General features: G+C 72.3%; 17 protein-coding genes. 11 read left to right on the plus strand and 6 right to left on the minus strand.

The window, feature by feature from the left end; genetic code table 11:
* Nucleotides 1-151: 151 nt before the first annotated feature.
* From G3576_RS13180 to G3576_RS13210, 7 genes are all read left to right on the plus strand, one after another.
* Nucleotides 152-1,669, plus strand: a complete 1,518-nt coding sequence (locus tag G3576_RS13180) for an ABC transporter substrate-binding protein (protein ID WP_164694849.1) — start codon at nucleotides 152-154, stop codon at nucleotides 1,667-1,669.
* Entirely contained in the window at nucleotides 1,657-2,598 is a 942-nt protein-coding gene (locus G3576_RS13185; RefSeq protein WP_164694850.1) for an ABC transporter permease, read from the plus strand. Before G3576_RS13180 ends, G3576_RS13185 begins: the two co-directional genes overlap by 13 nt.
* On the plus strand, nucleotides 2,595-3,407 hold the full coding sequence (locus tag G3576_RS13190; protein WP_164694851.1) for an ABC transporter permease: 813 nt from the start codon (nucleotides 2,595-2,597) through the stop codon (nucleotides 3,405-3,407). The genes G3576_RS13185 and G3576_RS13190 overlap by 4 nt, the downstream gene beginning before the upstream one ends.
* Nucleotides 3,404-4,801 carry an ABC transporter ATP-binding protein gene (locus G3576_RS13195; RefSeq protein WP_164694852.1) on the plus strand — a complete coding sequence of 466 codons (1,398 nt, stop codon included), beginning with the start codon at nucleotides 3,404-3,406 and terminating at the stop codon, nucleotides 4,799-4,801. Before G3576_RS13190 ends, G3576_RS13195 begins: the two co-directional genes overlap by 4 nt.
* A gap of 279 nt (nucleotides 4,802-5,080) precedes the next feature.
* Entirely contained in the window at nucleotides 5,081-5,746 is a 666-nt protein-coding gene (acuR, locus tag G3576_RS13200; RefSeq protein WP_164694853.1) for an acrylate utilization transcriptional regulator AcuR, read from the plus strand.
* Nucleotides 5,728-6,720, plus strand: a complete 993-nt coding sequence (gene acuI, locus G3576_RS13205) for an acrylyl-CoA reductase (NADPH) (protein ID WP_164694854.1) — start codon at nucleotides 5,728-5,730, stop codon at nucleotides 6,718-6,720. Before acuR ends, acuI begins: the two co-directional genes overlap by 19 nt.
* Nucleotides 6,721-6,745: 25 nt before the next feature.
* A complete protein-coding gene (locus G3576_RS13210; RefSeq protein WP_164694855.1) occupies nucleotides 6,746-7,324 on the plus strand; it encodes a peroxidase-related enzyme in 579 nt (192 codons plus the stop codon).
* A gap of 78 nt (nucleotides 7,325-7,402) precedes the next feature.
* Here the strand turns inward: G3576_RS13210 and G3576_RS13215 are convergent, their stop codons facing one another.
* The 4 genes from G3576_RS13215 to G3576_RS13230 form a co-directional block, all read right to left on the minus strand.
* A complete protein-coding gene (locus G3576_RS13215; protein WP_164694856.1) occupies nucleotides 7,403-8,566 on the minus strand; it encodes a M20 aminoacylase family protein in 1,164 nt (387 codons plus the stop codon).
* On the minus strand, nucleotides 8,557-9,171 hold the full coding sequence (locus G3576_RS13220; RefSeq protein ID WP_164694857.1) for an MORN repeat-containing protein: 615 nt from the start codon (nucleotides 9,169-9,171) through the stop codon (nucleotides 8,557-8,559). Before G3576_RS13220 ends, G3576_RS13215 begins: the two co-directional genes overlap by 10 nt.
* 35 nt (nucleotides 9,172-9,206) lie before the next feature.
* Nucleotides 9,207-10,160, minus strand: coding sequence for a Bug family tripartite tricarboxylate transporter substrate binding protein (locus G3576_RS13225; RefSeq protein WP_164694858.1), 954 nt, complete (start codon nucleotides 10,158-10,160; stop codon nucleotides 9,207-9,209).
* Between the two features lie 231 nt (nucleotides 10,161-10,391).
* Nucleotides 10,392-11,198 (minus strand): DUF459 domain-containing protein, encoded by an 807-nt coding sequence (locus tag G3576_RS13230; protein ID WP_164694859.1) that lies wholly within the window; start codon nucleotides 11,196-11,198, stop codon nucleotides 10,392-10,394.
* A gap of 99 nt (nucleotides 11,199-11,297) precedes the next feature.
* Here G3576_RS13230 and G3576_RS13235 point away from each other — a divergent pair, with 99 nt between their 5' ends.
* From G3576_RS13235 to G3576_RS13250, 4 genes are all read left to right on the plus strand, one after another.
* Nucleotides 11,298-12,608 (plus strand): GDSL-type esterase/lipase family protein, encoded by a 1,311-nt coding sequence (locus G3576_RS13235; RefSeq protein ID WP_164694860.1) that lies wholly within the window; start codon nucleotides 11,298-11,300, stop codon nucleotides 12,606-12,608.
* A gap of 9 nt (nucleotides 12,609-12,617) precedes the next feature.
* Nucleotides 12,618-14,006, plus strand: a complete 1,389-nt coding sequence (locus G3576_RS13240; RefSeq protein ID WP_164694861.1) for an MBOAT family O-acyltransferase — start codon at nucleotides 12,618-12,620, stop codon at nucleotides 14,004-14,006.
* 110 nt (nucleotides 14,007-14,116) lie between these two features.
* Nucleotides 14,117-14,419, plus strand: a complete 303-nt coding sequence (locus G3576_RS13245; protein WP_164694862.1) for a hypothetical protein — start codon at nucleotides 14,117-14,119, stop codon at nucleotides 14,417-14,419.
* Nucleotides 14,416-15,084: a hypothetical protein gene (locus G3576_RS13250; protein ID WP_164694863.1), complete on the plus strand. Its 669-nt coding sequence runs from the start codon at nucleotides 14,416-14,418 to the stop codon at nucleotides 15,082-15,084. Before G3576_RS13245 ends, G3576_RS13250 begins: the two co-directional genes overlap by 4 nt.
* A 329-nt stretch (nucleotides 15,085-15,413) precedes the next feature.
* Here the strand turns inward: G3576_RS13250 and G3576_RS13255 are convergent, their stop codons facing one another.
* The gene (locus tag G3576_RS13255) at nucleotides 15,414-16,247 is read right to left on the minus strand and encodes a hypothetical protein (protein WP_164694864.1); all 834 of its coding nucleotides are present in this window, start codon (nucleotides 16,245-16,247) and stop codon (nucleotides 15,414-15,416) included.
* Between the two features lie 201 nt (nucleotides 16,248-16,448).
* Complete coding sequence (locus tag G3576_RS13260; RefSeq protein WP_164694865.1) at nucleotides 16,449-17,087, minus strand: SGNH/GDSL hydrolase family protein; 639 nt, start codon at nucleotides 17,085-17,087, stop codon at nucleotides 16,449-16,451.
* Between the last annotated feature and the right edge of the window lie 95 nt (nucleotides 17,088-17,182).

The raw sequence follows: 17,182 nt of genomic DNA on the forward strand, positions 1-17,182 counted from the left end.
CGCCGGCGGACCGGTCACTTGACCGGTCCAGGCGCCTGGATGGAAGCCGCGACAGCTGCGTCACGCCCCGGGCGCGCCTCCGGCAGGCCGGGTTGCCGCGAACGAATGCAACGTTATAACGTCACTCATCGAACCCCAAGGCCAAGCCACGATGCGCCGACCCCCACTGCTGCTCCTCGCCCTGACGCTCTGGCCCGGACTCACCCTGGCCCAGCAGCCGCTGCGCGTGGTGGCGCCCTTTCACGTCGAGTCGATGGAGCCGAGCCGCGACGGCTTCAACTTCACCCGCATGCGCGTCGCGGAAACCCTGGTCGGCGCCGACGATGGCGGGCTGCCCGTGCCGCAGCTGGCCTCCGGCTGGACCCTTTCCGACGACCGGCTGACCTGGCGCATGACGCTGCGCGCCGGCGCCACCTTCCATGACGGCAGCCCCGTGACCGCGGAGGCGGTGGCGGCTTCGCTGCGGCGCGCCCGGGCGCAGCCCGGCCCGCTGGCCAACGCGCCGCTGACGAGCATCACGGCCGACGGGCCTGGCGTGGTGGAACTGCGCACCTCCGCCCCCTTCACGCCGCTGCTGGCCTTCCTGGCCGAATCCTCCAGCCAGATCCTCGCCCCCGGCTCCTGGGACGAGACCGGTGCCGTGCGGCGGCTGATCGCGACCGGCCCCTACCGCCTCGTCGGCTTCCAGCCGCCCTTCCGCTTCGAGGTCGAGCGCTTCGAGGCCTGGAACGGTGGCCCGGCGCCGGCCATCGCGCGCGCCGTCTACGAATCGGTGGCCCGCGGCGAAACCCGCGCCCTGATGGCGGAAAGCGGTCGCGCCGACCTCGTCTTCACCCTCGATCCCGCCGGCACCGACCGTCTGCGCCGCTCGCCGCGCGTCGAGGTGCGGGTGATGCCCATCCCGCGCACCCAGACCCTGAAGCTGAATGCCGGCCTGCCCCAGTTCTCCGACCTTCGCACGCGGCAGGCGGTGAGCCTCGCCATCGACCGCGACGGCATCGCGCGCGGCATCCTGCGATCGCCCGCGGCGGCCGCGACGCAGCTCTTCCCGCCGACACTCGCGGAATGGCATGTCGCCGGCCTGGCACCGCTGCGGCGTGATCCGGCGGCGGCGCGGCGATTGCTGGCCGAGGCCGGCTGGACCAGCGGCCCCGATGGCATCCTGACGCGAGAGGGGCGGCCGTTCCGCTTCACGCTGCGCACCTTCTCGACGCGCCCGGAACTGCCGGTCGTCGCGGCGGCCATCCAGGAATCCCTGCGCGAGGTCGGCATCGACATGCAGGTCGCGGTGGTGGTGTCGAGCGAGATCCCCGCCGGCCATCGCGACGGCACGCTCGAGGCCGCGTTGATGGCGCGCAACTTCTCCCTGGTGCCCGATCCCATCGGCACCCTGCTGGCCGATTTCGGCCCGCGCGGCGGCGACTGGGGTGCGATGGGCTGGGCCTCGCCCGAGCTGATCGAGATCCTGGCCACGCTCGGCCGCAGCACCGAAGCGGCGGAGCGCGCGGCGCTGCGCGGCCGGGCCTCCACGATCCTCCAGGCGGAGCTGCCGGTGATCCCGGTCGTCTGGTACGACCACCGCGTGGCCATCTCGCGCCGCCTGGCAAATGTCAGCGTGGACCCGCTGGAACTCTCCTACCGGATCGAGGCGATGCGATGGGCGGAGTAGTGCGCGCCCTGCTGCGGCGGGCCGTGCAGGCGGTGCTGGTGACGGTGCTCGTCAGCGGCTTGTGCTTCACGCTCGTCCGCCTGCTGCCGGGCGACCAGGCGCTGCGCGTCGCGGAAGGCCGCTACGGCTATGACCGCGTGACCACGGCCAGCGCCGACGCCGTGCGCGCCGAGCTCGGCCTGGATCGCCCGGCGGCGGAGCAGTTCATGGCCTGGGTCGCCCGGCTGGCGCAGGGCGATCTCGGCGTCTCGCTCGTCACCGGCGACAGGGTGGTGGAGGAGGTCGCCTATCAGCTCGGCCACACGCTGCTGCTCTCCCTCGCCGCGCTGTCGCTCGCGCTGCTCGCGGGGCCGGCGCTGGGCCTTTTCGCGGGGCTGCGGCCGGGGGGCGTGCTGGACCAGGCGGGCATGGTCGGCGCCGCGGCGCTGCGCGCGCTGCCGGTCTTCGCGCTCGGCATCGGGCTGATGCTGCTGTTCGGCGTGACGCTGGGCTGGCTGCCCGTCGCCGGCTTCCATGCGACGGAGAACCTCGTCCTGCCGGCGCTGGCGCTCGGGCTTGGCCTCGCCGCCGCCTCGGCGCGGGTGGCGCGGGACGCCACCGTCGCGGCCACCAGCGCGCCCTTCTTCGGCTTCGCGCTGCTGCGCGGGCTGACCCGCGCCCAGGCGGTCCGGCAACACGTGCCGCGCAACGCCGCGGTGCCCGTGCTCGCCTATCTCGGCGTCAATCTCGCCCTGCTGGTCGAAGGGGTCGTGGTGGTGGAAAGCCTGTTCGGCTGGCCTGGCATCGGCCACGCCCTGTCGCATGCGATCGCCGCGCGCGACGTGCCGATGCTGCAGGGCACGGCGCTGTCCCTCGGGCTGATCTTCGTGGCGCTGAACGCCTTCACCGATCTGGCGATCCTGGCCGCGGATCCGAGGCGGCGCGGATGAGGGGCCTGCGGCGGATTGCCGCGCGCGGTCATTCACCCGCGCGGCTGATGGGCGGCACCCTGGTCGGCCTGGTCGTCCTAATGGCGATCCTCGGGCCGCTCCTCGTGGAGGGCAGCCCGACGCGCCAGGATCTCTCGGCGGTGCTCGACCCCCCTTCGGCCGATGCGCTGCTCGGCCGCGACCATCTCGGCCGATCGGTGCTGGTGCGGCTCGTGCACGCGGCGCGGCTGTCGGTCTCGCTCGGCGCCGCGACGGTGGTGGCGGCCGCGGTGCCCGGCATCCTGCTGGGCCTGCTGGCCGCCTGGGCCGGCGGGTGGACCGACCGCGTGCTGTCGGGCCTGGGCGATGCCGTGCTGGCGCTGCCCGGGCTGCTGCTGGTGCTGCTGGTCGTGGCACTCGCCCCCGGCGCCTTCTGGCCGCTGTTCCTCGGCCTGTCCCTGGCCATGTGGGTGGAGTGGTTCCGCGTGACCCGCGCCGCATCCGGCGCGTTGCTCGCCTCGCCCGCGGTCGAGGCCGCGCGCCTGCTCGGTTTCGGGCCCTGGCATGTGCTGCGCCGGCATGTGCTGCCGGAGATGGCGCCGCTGTTCGGCACCCTCGCGGCCTTCGGCTTCGCCGGCGCGGTGCTGGCGGTCGGCGCGCTGGGCTTCATCGGCATCGGCCTGCGCCCGCCCACGGCGGAATGGGGCCTGATGATGGTGGAGCTGCTGCCCCATTACGACGAGGCGCCGCTTGCGATGCTGGCGCCGGCGCTCTGCCTCTTCGCGCTGGTGCTCGGTCTGCAATTGCTGGCGGGACGCGACCCCCGATGACCCCATCCCTGACCATCGAGGATCTGCGCGTCAGCGCCGGCGGCGTCGCCCTGGTGCGGGGCGTGTCCATCCGCGTGGCCCCCGGCGTGCCCCTGACGATCGTGGGCGAGACCGGCTCGGGCAAGACGCTGGTGGCGGAAGCCGCGATGGGCACGCTGGCGCCGGAACTGGTCGCCTCCGGCCGGGTCGTGCTGGGGGACGCGGCATCCGAAGCGGGTGACCGCGCCGCGCGGCGGCATCTCTGGGGCCGGGGCATCGCCATGCTGCCGCAGGAACCCTGGCTCGCGCTCGATCCCACCATGCGCGTCCTGCCGCAGGTCGCGCAGGGCCACCGCTTCGTGCGAGGCCTGAGCATGGCGGAGGCCACCGCCCGCGCGCGGGAGGATCTTGCGGCGCTCGGCCTGTCGGGTGCCGCCACCCGCTTCCCGCACCAGCTTTCCGGCGGCATGGCGCAACGCGTGGCGGTGGCTGCGGCGCGCGCCGGCGGAGCGCCCCTGCTGCTGGCCGATGAACCGACCAAGGGGCTCGACTCCGATCTGCGCAGCGCCGTCGTCGCCTTGCTGCGCGGTGCCCTGCTGGCGGGTGGATCGCTGCTCTGCATCACCCATGACGTCGCCGTCGCCCGGGCGCTGGGCGGGGAGGTGATGGTGATGCTGGATGGCGAGGTGGTGGAGCACGGTCCCGCGGAGACGGTGCTGACCGCGCCGTCGCACGCCTATACCCGGCGCCTGCTGGCGGCTGAGCCGGAAGCCTGGGCCAATGACGCAATCCCCGGCGCGGGCGAGGAACTCCTGTCCGCCACCAGCCTCGCCGCCGAGCGCGGCGGGCGCCGCCTGTTCGAGGCGCTGGACCTGGCGGTGGGTGCCGGCGAGTGGGTCGCGGTCACCGGCCCCAGCGGCTGCGGCAAGACCACGCTCGGCAATGTTCTGCTGGGGCTGCTGCGCCCCGCGGCCGGGCAGGTCCGACGTCGCGCCGGCCTGGCGCGCACGCGCTACCAGAAGCTCTACCAGGACCCCGTCGCCACCTTCGCGCCGCGCCTCGACCTCCGCACCGCGCTGGCCGAGGCGGCGGCGCTGCATGGCGTGCCCTGGTCGCAGCTGGCGGCGATGCTCGCCCGGCTGCGCGTGCCCGATGCACTGCTCGACCGGCGTCCGGACCAAGTCTCGGGGGGCGAATTGCAGCGCATCGCCATCGCGCGGGCGCTGCTGGCCGATCCGGTCTTCCTGTTCGCCGATGAGCCCACCTCCCGGCTCGACCCCATCACGCAGCAGGAGACGATGGCGGCGCTGCGCGAGGTGTCGCGCGAGCGGGGGCTGGCGGTGCTGCTGGTGACGCATGACCAGGCGATGGCGCGCAAGGTGGCCGGGCGGCAGATCGCGCTGCGCGCCGCATAGCGGCCATGGGCCCTATACCGCCGCGCCCATGTCGTGACCTGCGGCCCACACTGTCGGCCGAGGCCGCGAATGCGGCCCGCCGCTCATGCGGCGAGCCAAGGCGGCGGATGCCGCCGCCCGTCACGCCGCAGGCGTGCCTTCGGCACGACGCGCCTGAGGGCGGAAATGCGTCAGCATTTCTGCAAATCGGCATGAGGCGAGGCCACGTCGCCCGGTGCCTTCCTGGCCCGTCCCGGCCCCGCCTTGCCTTATCGGAGACAACCGGTCTAAATTCACCCCATGGATCTTCCCGTCGCCGCACCCCGCCGTCGCGGTCGCCCGCCGCGGGATGGCCGCGCGCTGGCGGATACGCGCGAAAGGCTGGTCCGCGCCGGCGTCGCCATCCTGACGGAAAAGGGCTTCGCATCCGTGGGGCTCGAGGAAATCCTCGCCGCCACCGGCATCCCCAAGGGATCCTTCTACCACTACTTCCCGGGCAAGGACGCCTTCGGCCTGGCGCTGATCGACGCCTATGCCGCCTATTTCGCCGCGAAGCTCGATCGCCATTTCGCGGATGAGACCCGCGCCCCGCTGCAGCGCCTCATCGACTTCATCGCCGATGCCCGCGCCGGCATGGCCCGCCACGGCTACCGCCGCGGCTGCCTGGTCGGCAATCTGGGGCAGGAGATGGGCGTGCTGCCCGAAGCCTTCCGCGCGGCGCTGCACGGCGTCTTCCTCGACTGGCAGGCGCGCACCGCCCGCTGCCTGGAAGCCGCGCGCGAGAAGCGTGAGATCGCCACCGACACGGATTGCACGGCAATGGCCGCCTTCTTCTGGATCGGCTGGGAAGGCGCGGTGCTGCGCGCCAAGCTGGAACGCGCGCCCGAGCCCCTCGACCTCTTCGCGCGCGGCTTCCTCGCCGCGCTGCAACCCGGAAGGAACCCCGGATGTTCGACGCCATCCTGATCGAGAAGACGGAGCAGGGCTCCCGCGCCACGCTCACGCAACTCGATGACAGCCGCCTGCCCGCCGGGGACGTCACCATCCGCGTCGCCTGGTCGACGCTGAACTACAAGGACGGCCTCGCCATCACCGGCAAGGGGCCGGTGGTGCGCAGCTTCCCCATGGTGCCGGGCATCGACCTCGCCGGCGTGGTGGAACACTCCGACAGCCCCGCCTATGCGCCCGGCGACAAGGTGGTGCTGAATGGCTGGGGCGTGGGGGAAGCGCATTGGGGCGGCCTCGCCGGCAAGGCGCGGCTCAAGGCCGAGTGGCTCGTGCCGCTGCAGGCGCCCTTCACGCTGCGCCAGGCCATGGCGATCGGCACCGCGGGCTATACCGCCATGCTCTGCGTCATGGCGCTCGAACGCCATGGCGTCACGCCCGGCAGCGGCGATGTGCTGGTCACCGGTGCCGCGGGTGGCGTCGGCAGCGTCGCCGTGGCGATCCTGTCGAAGCTCGGCTACCGCGTCACCGCCATGACCGGCCGGGCGGAGGAAGCGCCCTTCCTCACCGCGCTCGGCGCCGCCGCCATCATGGACCGCGCGGAATACGCGCAGCCCGGCAAGCCGCTGGCGCGCGAACGCTGGGCCGGCGCCATCGATGTCGCGGGCGGCCATGTGCTGGCGAATGTCTGCGCCGCCATGAAGTATCGCGGCACCGTCGCCGCCTGCGGGCTCGCCGCCGGCATGGCGCTGCCCGCCACCGTCGCGCCCTTCATCCTCCGCGGCGTCACCCTCGCCGGCGTGGACAGCGTCATGTGCCCGAAGGAGGATCGGCTGGAGGCCTGGCGCCGCCTGGCGCGGGACCTCGACCCCGCCATGCTGGAAAGCCTGACGCAGGAAATCCCGTTGGCGGAAGTGATCCCCGCCGCCGGGCGCCTGATGGAAGGCCAGGTGCGCGGCCGCCTGCTCGTGCCGCTCGATCCCACCATCGCCTGAACGAACAACGACGAAAGCCAGTCCCATGTCCACCACGACGACGCCGCCCCTCGGCCGCTTCCCCGTGCCCACCTTGGAGGAGATGCCGGAAGACATCCGCGCCCGCCTGCTGACGGTGCAGGAGAAGGCCGGCTTCATCCCCAACGTCTTCCTCGTGCTCGCGCACCGGCCCGACGAATTCCGCGCCTTCATGGCCTATCACGACGCGCTGATGGACAAGCCCGGCGTGCTGACCAAGGCGGAGCGGGAAATGATCGTCGTCGCCACCAGCAACGCCAACCAGTGCCAGTATTGCGTGGTCGCCCACGGCGCCATCCTGCGCATCCGCGCGAAGAACCCGCTGGTCGCGGACCAGGTCGCGATCAACTACCGCAAGGCCGACATCACGGCCCGGCAGAAGGCGATGCTGGACTTCGCGATGAAGGTGGCCTTCGAAGCCTTCGCCGTCGGCGACACGGATTTCGCGACGCTGGCGGAACACGGCTTCACGCTGGAGGATGCCTGGGACATCGCCGCCATCGCCTCCTTCTTCGGCATGTCGAACCGCATGGCGAACGTCACCAGCATGCGGCCGAACGACCAGTTCTATACGATGGGGCGGTGAGCCTCGGGGAAGGCCTTGCCTTCCCCGGACCCCATCCCCCCCAAGGGTCCATGGGCCCGGGACGGGCCTGGACCGTCTTCAGGCCCGGGCCTCCGGCAGCCGGTCCCGCACCAGCCGCACGAAATACGCGACGCCATGCGGCAGCGCCGCGTCGTTGAAGTCGTAGCCGGGATTGTGCAGCGGCGCCGATGCCTTGCCATTGCCGATGAAGGCGAAGCAGCCGGGCGCGTGATGCAGGAAGCGCGCGAAATCCTCGGACCCCGTATGCGGCGCCGCAAGCTCCGCCACCTGCGCCTCCCCCATCACGGCACGCGCCGCCTGCATGGCGGCGGCGGTGGCCTCGGCGTCGTTGAGGGTGGGGATGAATTCGCGCGAGTAGGTCACGTCGCATGCCAGCCCGTAGCTGGCTGCGGTCCCGGCGGCGATGCGGCGCATCTCGGCCTCGATGGTCGCGCTCACGGCAGGGTCGAAGCTCCGCGCATCGCCCAGGATGCGCGCCAGGCCGGGCAGCGCATTGCGCGTGCCATCCGTCAGCAGTTCGGTCACGGAAACCACCGCCGTCTCCGTCGGCGCCACGCGCCGCGCGACGATGGTCTGCAGGTTCATCACCAGCGCGCAGGCCGCGACCAGCGCCTCCCGCCCCTCCTGCGGGCGGGAGGCATGGCCGCCCAGCCCGCGCAGCACGATCTCGAAATTGTCTTCCGCCGACATCACCGCGCCCGCGCGGGTGCGGAATTCGCCGACCGGGAGGCCCGGCAGGTTGTGCAGGCCGTGGATCTCCTCGAAGGGGAAGCGCTCCATCAGCCCGTCACCCAGCATGGCGAGCGCGCCGCGCCCCCATTCCTCCGCGGGCTGGAAGATGAAGCGCACCGTGCCCTCGAAGCCGCCCTCCGCCGCCAGGATGCGCGCCGCGCCCAGCAGCATGGTGGTATGCCCGTCATGCCCGCAGGCATGCATCACGCCGGGGCTGCTTGAGGCGTAGGGAAGCCCCGTCGCCTCGGTGATCCGCAGCGCGTCCATGTCGGCCCGCAGCGCGATGGAGCGGTTGCCGCTGCCGCGCGTCAGCGTCGCCACCACGCCGGTGCCGCCGACGCCCTCCGTCACCTCCGTGATGCCGAAGCCGCGCAGCTTTTCCGCCACCAGCCGCGCGGTCCGCCGCTCCTCGAAGCCGAATTCGGGATGGGCGTGGAAGTCGCGTCGCCAGGCGCGCAACTCGGCCTGGAAGCCATCCCCTACCGGCATGCGCCCTCCGTCCAGCCCAGCGCCACTGCCTCCCCCCAGGGGTCCCGGAAGCACCCCGCGGTCCAGAGGCCGCTCCGCACCACGCCCCCCAGCACGGCGCGGCCATAGCCATGCGGCTGGTCGTCCTGCCAGCCTCCCTCGAAGCGGTCGCCATTGGACAGTGTCTGCGTGCCGAGCCCGCGGCGCCGGCCATCCCGCCACTCGCCCTCGAAATGGTCGCCATTGGCGGCGGTCAGGATGCCGAAGCCATGCGGCAGCCCGTTCCGCCATTCCCCGGCATAGCCATCGCCCGCGCTGGCGCGGGCCTGGCCGAAGCCGTCCGGCCGCCCGTCCCGCATCATGCCGATGTAGCGCAGCGCGGTGCCGTCGGGCGCCAGGAACTCGGCGCTGCCGCGGCCTTCCGCCGGGCCTTCGGGGCAGGCGCCGAACCAGCTGGCCGTCTCGCCCTCCCGCGGTGCCGGGTTCCACAGCCAGCAGCCCTGCCGCGTCTCCACCATCCAGCCGGGCCGGCCGGGCGCCGCCAGCGCCTCGGGCGAGGGCAGGCGGGGTTGCGCCCCCGCCGGCATCGCCGCCAGCAGCATCACCGCCCCGATGAGTGACCGCATGGTCATCCCCCTGTCCCGGCAGCCTGGCCAGCCGCCTATTGCGGCTGCAGCCCCGCGAGCCGCACGGCCTCCGCATATTGCGCGCGTTCGTTGCGCAGGAAGTTGCCGAAGGCCGCCGCGTCCTGCCCCGTCGGCTCGATCCACAGCTCCCCGAAGCGCGCCCGGACCGCGGGCTGCTCCAGCGGTGCCCGCACCGCCGCCTCCAGCCGCGCGCGCTGCGCCTCCGGCACCGCGGCATTGGTGAAGAAGCCGAACCAGGAGTTGGAGGCGAAGTCCGCCATGCCGAGTTCCGCGAAGCTCGGCACCTCCGGCGCTGCCGCCACACGCCCGGCATGCGCCACCGCGATGGGTGTCAGCCGCCCTTCCCGCACCGGCGGCACCACCTCCGCCAGGATGCCCAGCACCATGTGGACGCGGCCCTCCAGCAGGTCCGGCAGCCACTGCCCCGATCCGCGATAGGGCACATGGGTGAAGTCCCCCCCCGTCCGCGCCTTCAGCAATTCCGTGCTCAGGTGGTTCGACGTCCCGGTGCCATAGGTGGCGTAGCTGAGCCCGCCGGGCCTGCGCTTCGATGCCGCGACCAGCCCCGCCAGATCCCGCGCGCCGACGGAGGGATGCACCACCAGCATGTGCGGCAGCACCGCCACATGCGCGAGCGGCGCGAAGTCCCGTTCCCCGTCATAGGGGAGGTTGCGCTGGATGAAGGGGTTGATGGTGAAGGAGTTGGAGGCCATCAGCAGCGTCGTGCCATCCGGCGCCGACCGTGCGGCTTCCTGCGTCGCGATCACGGTGCCGCCGCCCGGCCGGTTGTCGATGACGATGGGCGCGCCGAGCTGCTGCCCGATGGTCGGCGCGAAGAGCCGCGCCACCAGATCCATCGTCCCGCCGCCGGGGAAGGGCACCAGGATCCGCACCGGCCGCGCCGTCTGCGCGATCGCCGCCACGGGCAGGCAGGACGCCGCCGCCAACAGGCTCCGTCGCCGCATCATCGTCCCTGCTCCCTCATGCTGTTCAGGCAATGATGGGAGCCCGCCGGATCAGCGGCAAGCGCGTGTTCAGAGACCGTTTGAGAATGCCGGCGGCTGAGGATCCGCAGGGGATTTTTCGTTGCTGCCAGGAAGCGGACGCGGCCGATGCTGGTTGCATCGGCAAGTTCGCTGACGCCGCAGCGGCGGAAAAGACCCGCGGAGCCGACCCGTCCGGTGTTCTCAGGCGGTCTCTCAGGCCTCGCTGACGCGGCCCAGGCAGGGGGCGAGTTCGGGGAAGCGCTGGCCGGCGGCATCGAAGAGCAGGCTGGCGATGCGGCGATAGCCGAAATGGGTGAAGTGCACCCCATCCTCCGCCCGCATCGTCTGGGTCGATCGTTCCAGCGCCACCGCCGGCATGTAGCGGCCCTGCGCGTCGCTGGTCGCTTCCCAGGTCGGCAGGAACACCGCGCCCGCCGCTTCGGCCGCCGCCTGCTGGATCGCGTTCAGCTGCCGCGCCGCGCCCGCGAACTGCGTCTCCCGCATGTTGGGCAGGCCGAGCCAGACCGCCCGCGCGCCGCCCTGCACCGCGTTCCCCACCATTTCCGCCACGCGCTGGCCGTAGAGTTCCGCGAAGGCCGCGGTGCCGAAGGGGTGGCGGGCGCGCAGCGCGCGGACCACCATCGGCCGGAAGTCGTTGGCGCCGATCCAGAACACGACCAGGTGCGGCTGGTGCCGCTGCACCAGGTCCCGCGACACGGCGGTCCAGTCATATTCGTCGCCGCGGGTCACGCCGGTGGCGTGAAGGGTGCCGTTGATGATGCGAAGCCGCTCCCGCCGCCGCATGGCGGGTTGCAGCGACAGGAACATCCCCTGCGCCAGGCTGTCGCCGCAGAACAGCAGGTCCACCCGCTGCGGCGCGCTGCGTTCGCTTCCCTCCGCCGGCGCGGCGCCTTCGGTCGCCGCCGCGCGCGCAAGGCCCGGCAGCGAAACCAGCCCTGCCGCCGCGCCGAACAGGACATCACGCCGCGAGGTGAAAACCCGGCACCGACCAGCCCGCATGCAGGCACTCCGAATTCGCAGGAATCGGATTCGGGTATATCATGCAGAGGGTTAATGGGTAAGGACCAGCCAACCGCAATGTTCGCCCGACGGCGCCTGATGACGACCTTCGGCCTCGGCGCGATGCTGGCCGCCTGCGGCCGGGACGGGGCCGAACGCCCCCCCTCCCCGGCCGAGACCGCGCGCTGGGCCGAAGGCCTCGCCCTGCCCCCCGACCCGGCCTTCGAGGCCCTGCTGCCCGCCTCGGCCGGCCCCGATCCGTTCGCCCCCATCGGCACCGCGCTCCGCGCCCTGGAAGGCGGCGCGGAGGGTCGCGCCCTGGTCCTGCTGCTGGGCGACAGCCACAGCGCCGGCCCCATCCTGGCGGAGCGGCTGCGGGAGTTGTTCCAGTCCCGCTACGGTGCCATCGGCCCCGGCCGCCTGCCCCCCGCCCGCGCCCAGCGCTTCTGGAACCCCTCCGGCCTCTTCATCGCGCAGAACGGGGAATGGGAGGCGCGGAACGCGCTCCGCAGCACCAGCCCCGGCCCCTTCGGCCTGACGGGCTACCGCCTGACCGGCGCGCGCGCCGGCGACACGCTGACGCTCCGCACCACCGACCCGCGCGGCTTCGACCGCATCAGCCTGACCGTCGCCACCGGCCCCTCCTCCGGCAGTTTCCGCCTGCTTGCCGCCGGCACGCCGGATACAGCCCATGCCACCGCGACGCCGGCGCCCGATCTCCGCCAGATGCGCTACCTCGTCTCCCCCGGCACCAGGGAGATGGCGCTGGAACTGGTGGGCGACGGGCCCATCGACCTGCTGGGCTGGGGGATCGAGCGCCGCGGCCGCGGCGTGCTGGTGGAGGCCTTCGGCATCAACGGCGCGACGCTCGCCACCCTCGACAACCGCGACCCTTCCATCCTCGCCCGCGAGCTTGCCGTGGCGCCGCCCGCCTTGGTGATCCTGGAATACGGGACCAACGAGGCGACGGACCGAGACCTGGATGCGGACGCCTACGCCGCCGCGCTCACCCGCCGCATCCGGACGCTGCGCGCCGCCCTGCCGCGCAGCGGGATCATGCTGATGGGCGTCCCCGATGCCGGCCGCCCCACCCGCCCGGCGCCCGCCCGCCGCGGCCAGCCCGCCCGCGCGCCCTCGGGCTGCGGGGGCGTGACGCCGCTCGTGTCGCTGGCCACGGTCAAGGCCGCGCAGCGCCGCGCGGTGGCGGAAACCAGGGTCGGCTTCTTCGACTGGTCGGCGGAGGTGACGCAGGATGTCTGCCGCCTGCCCGGCCTGGCCGCCGGCGCCCAGCCCCTGATGCAGCGGGACCTCGTGCACTTCACCGCCGAGGGCTACCGCCTGACGGCCGAGCGGCTGCACGCCGCCATCCTGCGCGGTGCCGGCCTGGCCGGCGCCTCCCCCGGAGCCTGACCACCCGCCATGCTCTTCCCCACGGGCGTCTTCGCCCTGTTCTTCGCCGCGGTCTTCGCGATCCACTGGACGCTGGTCCGCCTGGCCCCCGCCGCTACCCGGCCCTTCCTGCTGCTCGCCAGCCTCTGCTTCTACGCCTTCTGGAGCATCCCCTTCTGCGCGGCGCTCCTGGCCGTGGGCCTCTTCGCCTGGGCCATCGGCCTCAAGGTGCGGAGCGACGAAGGTTGGCTGATCGCAGGCGTCGGCGGGATGCTCGGCTGGCTCGCCTACTTCAAATACACCGGCTTCCTGCTGCGGGAGGCGACGCCACTCGCGGTCGCCATCGGCCTGCCGCCCCTGCCCGCGCCGGAGATCCTGCTGCCCGTCGGCATCAGCTTCTACTGCTTCCAGGCCATCTCCTACATGGTGGATGTCAGGCGGGGCGATGTCGCGGTCGAACGCTCGCCGCTCAACGTCCTCGTCTACCTCACCTTCTTCCCGCACCTCGCCGCCGGCCCCATCGTCCGCGCGGCCCACTTCCTGCCCCAGGTCGCGGCACTGCCGGACCGCTGGCGGGTGCCGCTCGCCATGGGCGGGCTGCTGATCCTGGGCGGCCTCTTCAAGAAGATGGTGCTGGCGAACGAGATCGCGACGGGCATCGTGGACCCGGTCTTCCGCGATCCCGCCTCCTACGGCGCGCTCGACATCGCCCTCGCGGCCTATGGCTACACCATCCAGATCTGGTGCGACTTCTCCGGCTATTCGGACATGGCGATCGGCCTCGCGGCGCTGCTCGGCTACCACTTCCCCAAGAATTTCGACCAGCCCTTCCGCGCCCTCTCCCTCTCGGACTTCTGGCGGCGCTGGCACATCTCCCTGTCCACCTGGCTGCGGGACTACCTCTACAAGCCGCTCGGCGGCAGCCGGGGCACGGAAGCGCGCACCGCCCGCAACCTGATGCTGACCATGGTGCTGGGCGGCATCTGGCACGGCGCGGCCTGGACCTTCGTTGCCTGGGGCGCCCTGCACGGCGCGGCACTGGTCATCGAAAGGGCGCTGGGATTGCGGGATTCACCGACCAGTTGGGCCGGCCGCCTGCTGCGCTGGGCCATCACCTTCCACATCGTCGTCGCCGCCTTCGTGCTGTTCCGCGCGCCGGACCTGGCGACGGTGGGCGCCATGGCGTCCGGGCTGATCGACCTGGAGACGCCGAGCGAGGCCTGGACCTGGCGGCTGGTGGCCTTCGTCGGCCTCGGTCTCGGCCTGCACTTCCTGCCGGCCGACCTCCGCCAGCGCAGCGAAGCGGCGCTGGCGCTGCTGCACCCGATGGTGCTCGGCCTGGTCTTCGGGGCGCTGCTGCTGGGCATCCTGCTGGCGGCGCCGGAAGGCGTGGCGCCGTTCATCTATTTCCAGTTCTGATGCAGGCCGCCGAGCCAGACGACATGGCAGGAGGGCTCCGCCCCCCTGCACCCCCCGCCAGGGGCCTCGGGCCCCTGGACCGCGAGGTTTTGGGACCGATGGAGTAAGCGATGCGCCAGCCCTGGCTCCAGCCCGCCGACACCCCCCCGCCCCGCGGCGTGCCGGACGACTTCTCACCCCGCAGCGCCACGCGCACCGCAGGCGGCGCCGCGCTGGCCCTCGCCCTCGCCCTGCTGGTCATGGCCGCCGGCCGATCCGCCGAAATCCTGGACGCGGCCTACGGCCTACCCGTCGTGACCGGCACCGAAACCCTGATCGCGGTCGCGGAAGCCTGGGACGGGGCGATGCAGGCCATCGGCGTGCCGGCCGCGGTGGACGCCGTCCGCGCCATCCTCTCGGCAGGCCGCGCATGACGACCGGGCCGCGGGGGATGCTGGCCATCTGGAGCGACGTCGCGCCCGAGGCGGCGACGGACTACCTCCACTGGCTGACCCGCGAACATACGGAGGAACGCGTCTCCACACCCGGCTTCGTCGGCGTCCGGGTCCTTCAGGCCGGGATACCCGGCACGAACCGCTTCCTGATGCTCTACGACCTGGCCAGCCCCGCCGTGGTCGGCAGCGCGGCCTACCTCGCCAGGCTGAACGCCCCCACGCCCTGGACGCGGCGCATCATGGCCGGGGTCACCAATGTCGCCCGCGGCGGCGGCGCGGTGGTGGCTGAGGCCGGGCGCGGCCAGGGCAGCTGCGTCATGGCCCTGCGGCTGGACGAGCCACCCCGCCCGGACCAGGACTCGCTGCGCTCCCTCATCGCCGGGGACCGCATCTGCGCCGCGCGCCTGATCGAGGTCGATGCCGCCGGCACCGGCGTCGCCACGGCGGAAAAGGCGCTACGCCGCGGCGATGGACGCTTCGCCGGGCTGCTGCTGCTGGAGGGGCTGAATGTCCCCGCCCTGGAGGCCGCGCTGGCGACAAACCGCCCGGCCCTCGCGGCCCTCGGCGCGGCGGATGCGGAGGCGGTCCCTCACCGCGTCATCTTCGCGCTGACGGGGGCGGAACTGGCCAGCGGTGCCTGTTGACCTCCGAGAGGCCAGCGCGACCCGGGATGCTGATCGGGTTGGCTTGGCGCTTGCCATGGCATAGACGCCAGGCCCGACCGTGGAGCGACCGGCATACCCGACGGCTTGGCGGTCGTCGTCAATCGCCGTAGCCTGCTACCCGCGCTTCAGTAGGCTCTCAACGCCACGAATCTTCCGAGCGACCTGCATCAGCGGCGGTGTCAGGGCGGTCGTCAGAATGGTGGCCAGCGCTTTCTCAGGCGATGCTGGCGTGGTGGCCACCGGAGCAGCAGGCGAAGCGGCTGGCGCAGCCGGTGGCCGCCCTCCGCCGGAAGCGGGCTCAGCCATCCCTAAGGTCCTCCTTCTCGAGAACCGCTGCCAGGACTCGGCTCTCGGTCGTGCCGCTCCACCAGCCCTTCTTCACGACGCGCATCGCCGGAGGTTGCACCTGGGCTGGGTAGGCGCGGTTGCTGGGTGGCGACACCTCCGTGCTCCCCCTCTTCTGGCCGGACGGTTCGCCCGTCATCCCGCCGTCGCGGTTCGGGGTGGATGCCATGGGACTGGGCTCCTGCGTGGTCGTTATCCGCGACGCTGATATGGGCATGCACAGTAACGCCAACCAGTATGAGCGTGGCAAGGACAGACGCCAGCATGCAGAGGCCCGCCCAGGCACGGCGGGTCGCCCGCCGCTGGTTGATCAGCCGGTTGTTATGCGTCGCGACGGCATATTGCCGTGCCATTTCGTTCTTCAGGACCGTCAGGCCATCGGGCGGGGGTGGGCCCGCTTCCGTCTGGCCTGTCGCCGCGCGCTGCGCCGCCTCCGCCGCGGCCAGGCTGAGCGCGTAGGTACGAAGATCGGGCTCCGGGGCAAGGTAGCGGAACCTGGCTGGGGCGATCGACGCCGCGAGGAAGCCGATCGTGGCAAGGCTGGAGAGTGCGACACAGCCGAGCAGGGTTGCGACGGCCCACCACAGCGCGGCGGTCAATGCGGGAAGGTTGCTCGCCAAGCCAACGATCGCAGCAAGCTGCAGGGCAAGGCTCGCCGCGAAGAACGGCAGCGATCGCCAGATATTCTCCTCCTGGTCGATCTCCTTCCGGTAGTTGTCCCCGAACGCCTTTTCGACATGATCGAGCAGCTTGTCCGTCAACAACCCTGATGCCGGATCGCCGGAATCGCTCGCCATGGTGCCAAGGAGCCTCCGACACGCCACAACTCGTTTCGTATCGAATACCGCATGGGCATTCGGAACTCGACTGCTTTTCCCGCTGTCCGCATCGCGGGCGGCGGACCGGTCGACCAGGCAAGGGCCCGATCGGTCACGCAACCGCGCCGACGGCCTTGCACCTGGTTCCGCGAGGACACTCCCTCGCGGAACCAAGCCTCCCTACCGCACCCCGGCGACCTGCGTCCGCTCCATCGACCGCATCAGCCCGGTCCACCAGTTGCGGTACCACTCCGCCGTCGGGTGGACGCCGTCATGCGAGTCATAGGTGCAACGCGCCTCCCGCCCGCGATTGATCGCGGGCAGGTGGCGCAGCGCGTCATCGGCCTGGTTCACGCGGCGCGCCAGCATCCGGTCCAGCGCCGTGCTGCCCTGTTCCAGCTGGGCGTCGCGGTTGAAGCAGCCGGGCGTCGCCCAGATGATGCGCGCGGCCGGCCAGCGTTCCATCACCGCGCTGATCTGGCGGAGATAGGAATCCGCCTCCTCGTTCCGCATGCCGCGGAGGTCATTGGTCCCGAAGACCAGCACCAGGCGACGGGCGCAGCGGGGTTCCTGCTGGCGCAGCCAGGTGATGCCGGCACCGCCACGGGCGATCACCTGGAATCCCTGGGCCTGGGCGAAGGGCGCCATGCCGACCGCCAGGCTGTCGCCCAGCAGCACGTCCGGGCAGCCATTCTGGGCGGCGGCGGGCGCGGGCGCGCCCATCAGCCCGGCCAGCAGCGGCAGCAGCAGCGTCCAGCGACCATGGCTCCGCACGCGGCCCATCGAGAATCGGCCGTCCAGCCCAAGGCGCTTCCGCATGCGCATGCTCCGCCATCACCTCCTGCGATCGCCGGCGCATGTGGCGCCGGGGTTGCTACCATGGCGTTAACCCAGGACGGGCCGTGCCGTTCAGG

This window comes from Falsiroseomonas algicola, assembly GCF_011040385.1.
GTDB classification, from domain to species: domain Bacteria; phylum Pseudomonadota; class Alphaproteobacteria; order Acetobacterales; family Acetobacteraceae; genus Falsiroseomonas; species Falsiroseomonas algicola.

Excerpts from the sequence above, each read along its gene's own strand:
- G3576_RS13185 (WP_164694850.1), top strand. The coding sequence starts at position 1,657 with ATGGGCGGAGTAGTGCGCGCCCTGCTGCGGCGGGCCGTGCAGGCGGTG.
- G3576_RS13260 (WP_164694865.1), bottom strand. The coding sequence starts at position 17,087 with ATGCGGAAGCGCCTTGGGCTGGACGGCCGATTCTCGATGGGCCGCGTG.
- G3576_RS13220 (WP_164694857.1), bottom strand. The coding sequence starts at position 9,171 with ATGCGGTCACTCATCGGGGCGGTGATGCTGCTGGCGGCGATGCCGGCG.
- G3576_RS13215 (WP_164694856.1), bottom strand. The coding sequence starts at position 8,566 with ATGCCGGTAGGGGATGGCTTCCAGGCCGAGTTGCGCGCCTGGCGACGC.
- G3576_RS13225 (WP_164694858.1), bottom strand. The coding sequence starts at position 10,160 with ATGATGCGGCGACGGAGCCTGTTGGCGGCGGCGTCCTGCCTGCCCGTG.
- G3576_RS13210 (WP_164694855.1), top strand. The coding sequence starts at position 6,746 with ATGTCCACCACGACGACGCCGCCCCTCGGCCGCTTCCCCGTGCCCACC.
- G3576_RS13240 (WP_164694861.1), top strand. The coding sequence starts at position 12,618 with ATGCTCTTCCCCACGGGCGTCTTCGCCCTGTTCTTCGCCGCGGTCTTC.
- acuI (WP_164694854.1), top strand. The coding sequence starts at position 5,728 with ATGTTCGACGCCATCCTGATCGAGAAGACGGAGCAGGGCTCCCGCGCC.
- G3576_RS13255 (WP_164694864.1), bottom strand. The coding sequence starts at position 16,247 with ATGGCGAGCGATTCCGGCGATCCGGCATCAGGGTTGTTGACGGACAAG.
- G3576_RS13195 (WP_164694852.1), top strand. The coding sequence starts at position 3,404 with ATGACCCCATCCCTGACCATCGAGGATCTGCGCGTCAGCGCCGGCGGC.
- G3576_RS13245 (WP_164694862.1), top strand. The coding sequence starts at position 14,117 with ATGCGCCAGCCCTGGCTCCAGCCCGCCGACACCCCCCCGCCCCGCGGC.
- G3576_RS13250 (WP_164694863.1), top strand. The coding sequence starts at position 14,416 with ATGACGACCGGGCCGCGGGGGATGCTGGCCATCTGGAGCGACGTCGCG.
- acuR (WP_164694853.1), top strand. The coding sequence starts at position 5,081 with ATGGATCTTCCCGTCGCCGCACCCCGCCGTCGCGGTCGCCCGCCGCGG.
- G3576_RS13180 (WP_164694849.1), top strand. The coding sequence starts at position 152 with ATGCGCCGACCCCCACTGCTGCTCCTCGCCCTGACGCTCTGGCCCGGA.
- G3576_RS13230 (WP_164694859.1), bottom strand. The coding sequence starts at position 11,198 with ATGCGGGCTGGTCGGTGCCGGGTTTTCACCTCGCGGCGTGATGTCCTG.
- G3576_RS13235 (WP_164694860.1), top strand. The coding sequence starts at position 11,298 with ATGACGACCTTCGGCCTCGGCGCGATGCTGGCCGCCTGCGGCCGGGAC.
- G3576_RS13190 (WP_164694851.1), top strand. The coding sequence starts at position 2,595 with ATGAGGGGCCTGCGGCGGATTGCCGCGCGCGGTCATTCACCCGCGCGG.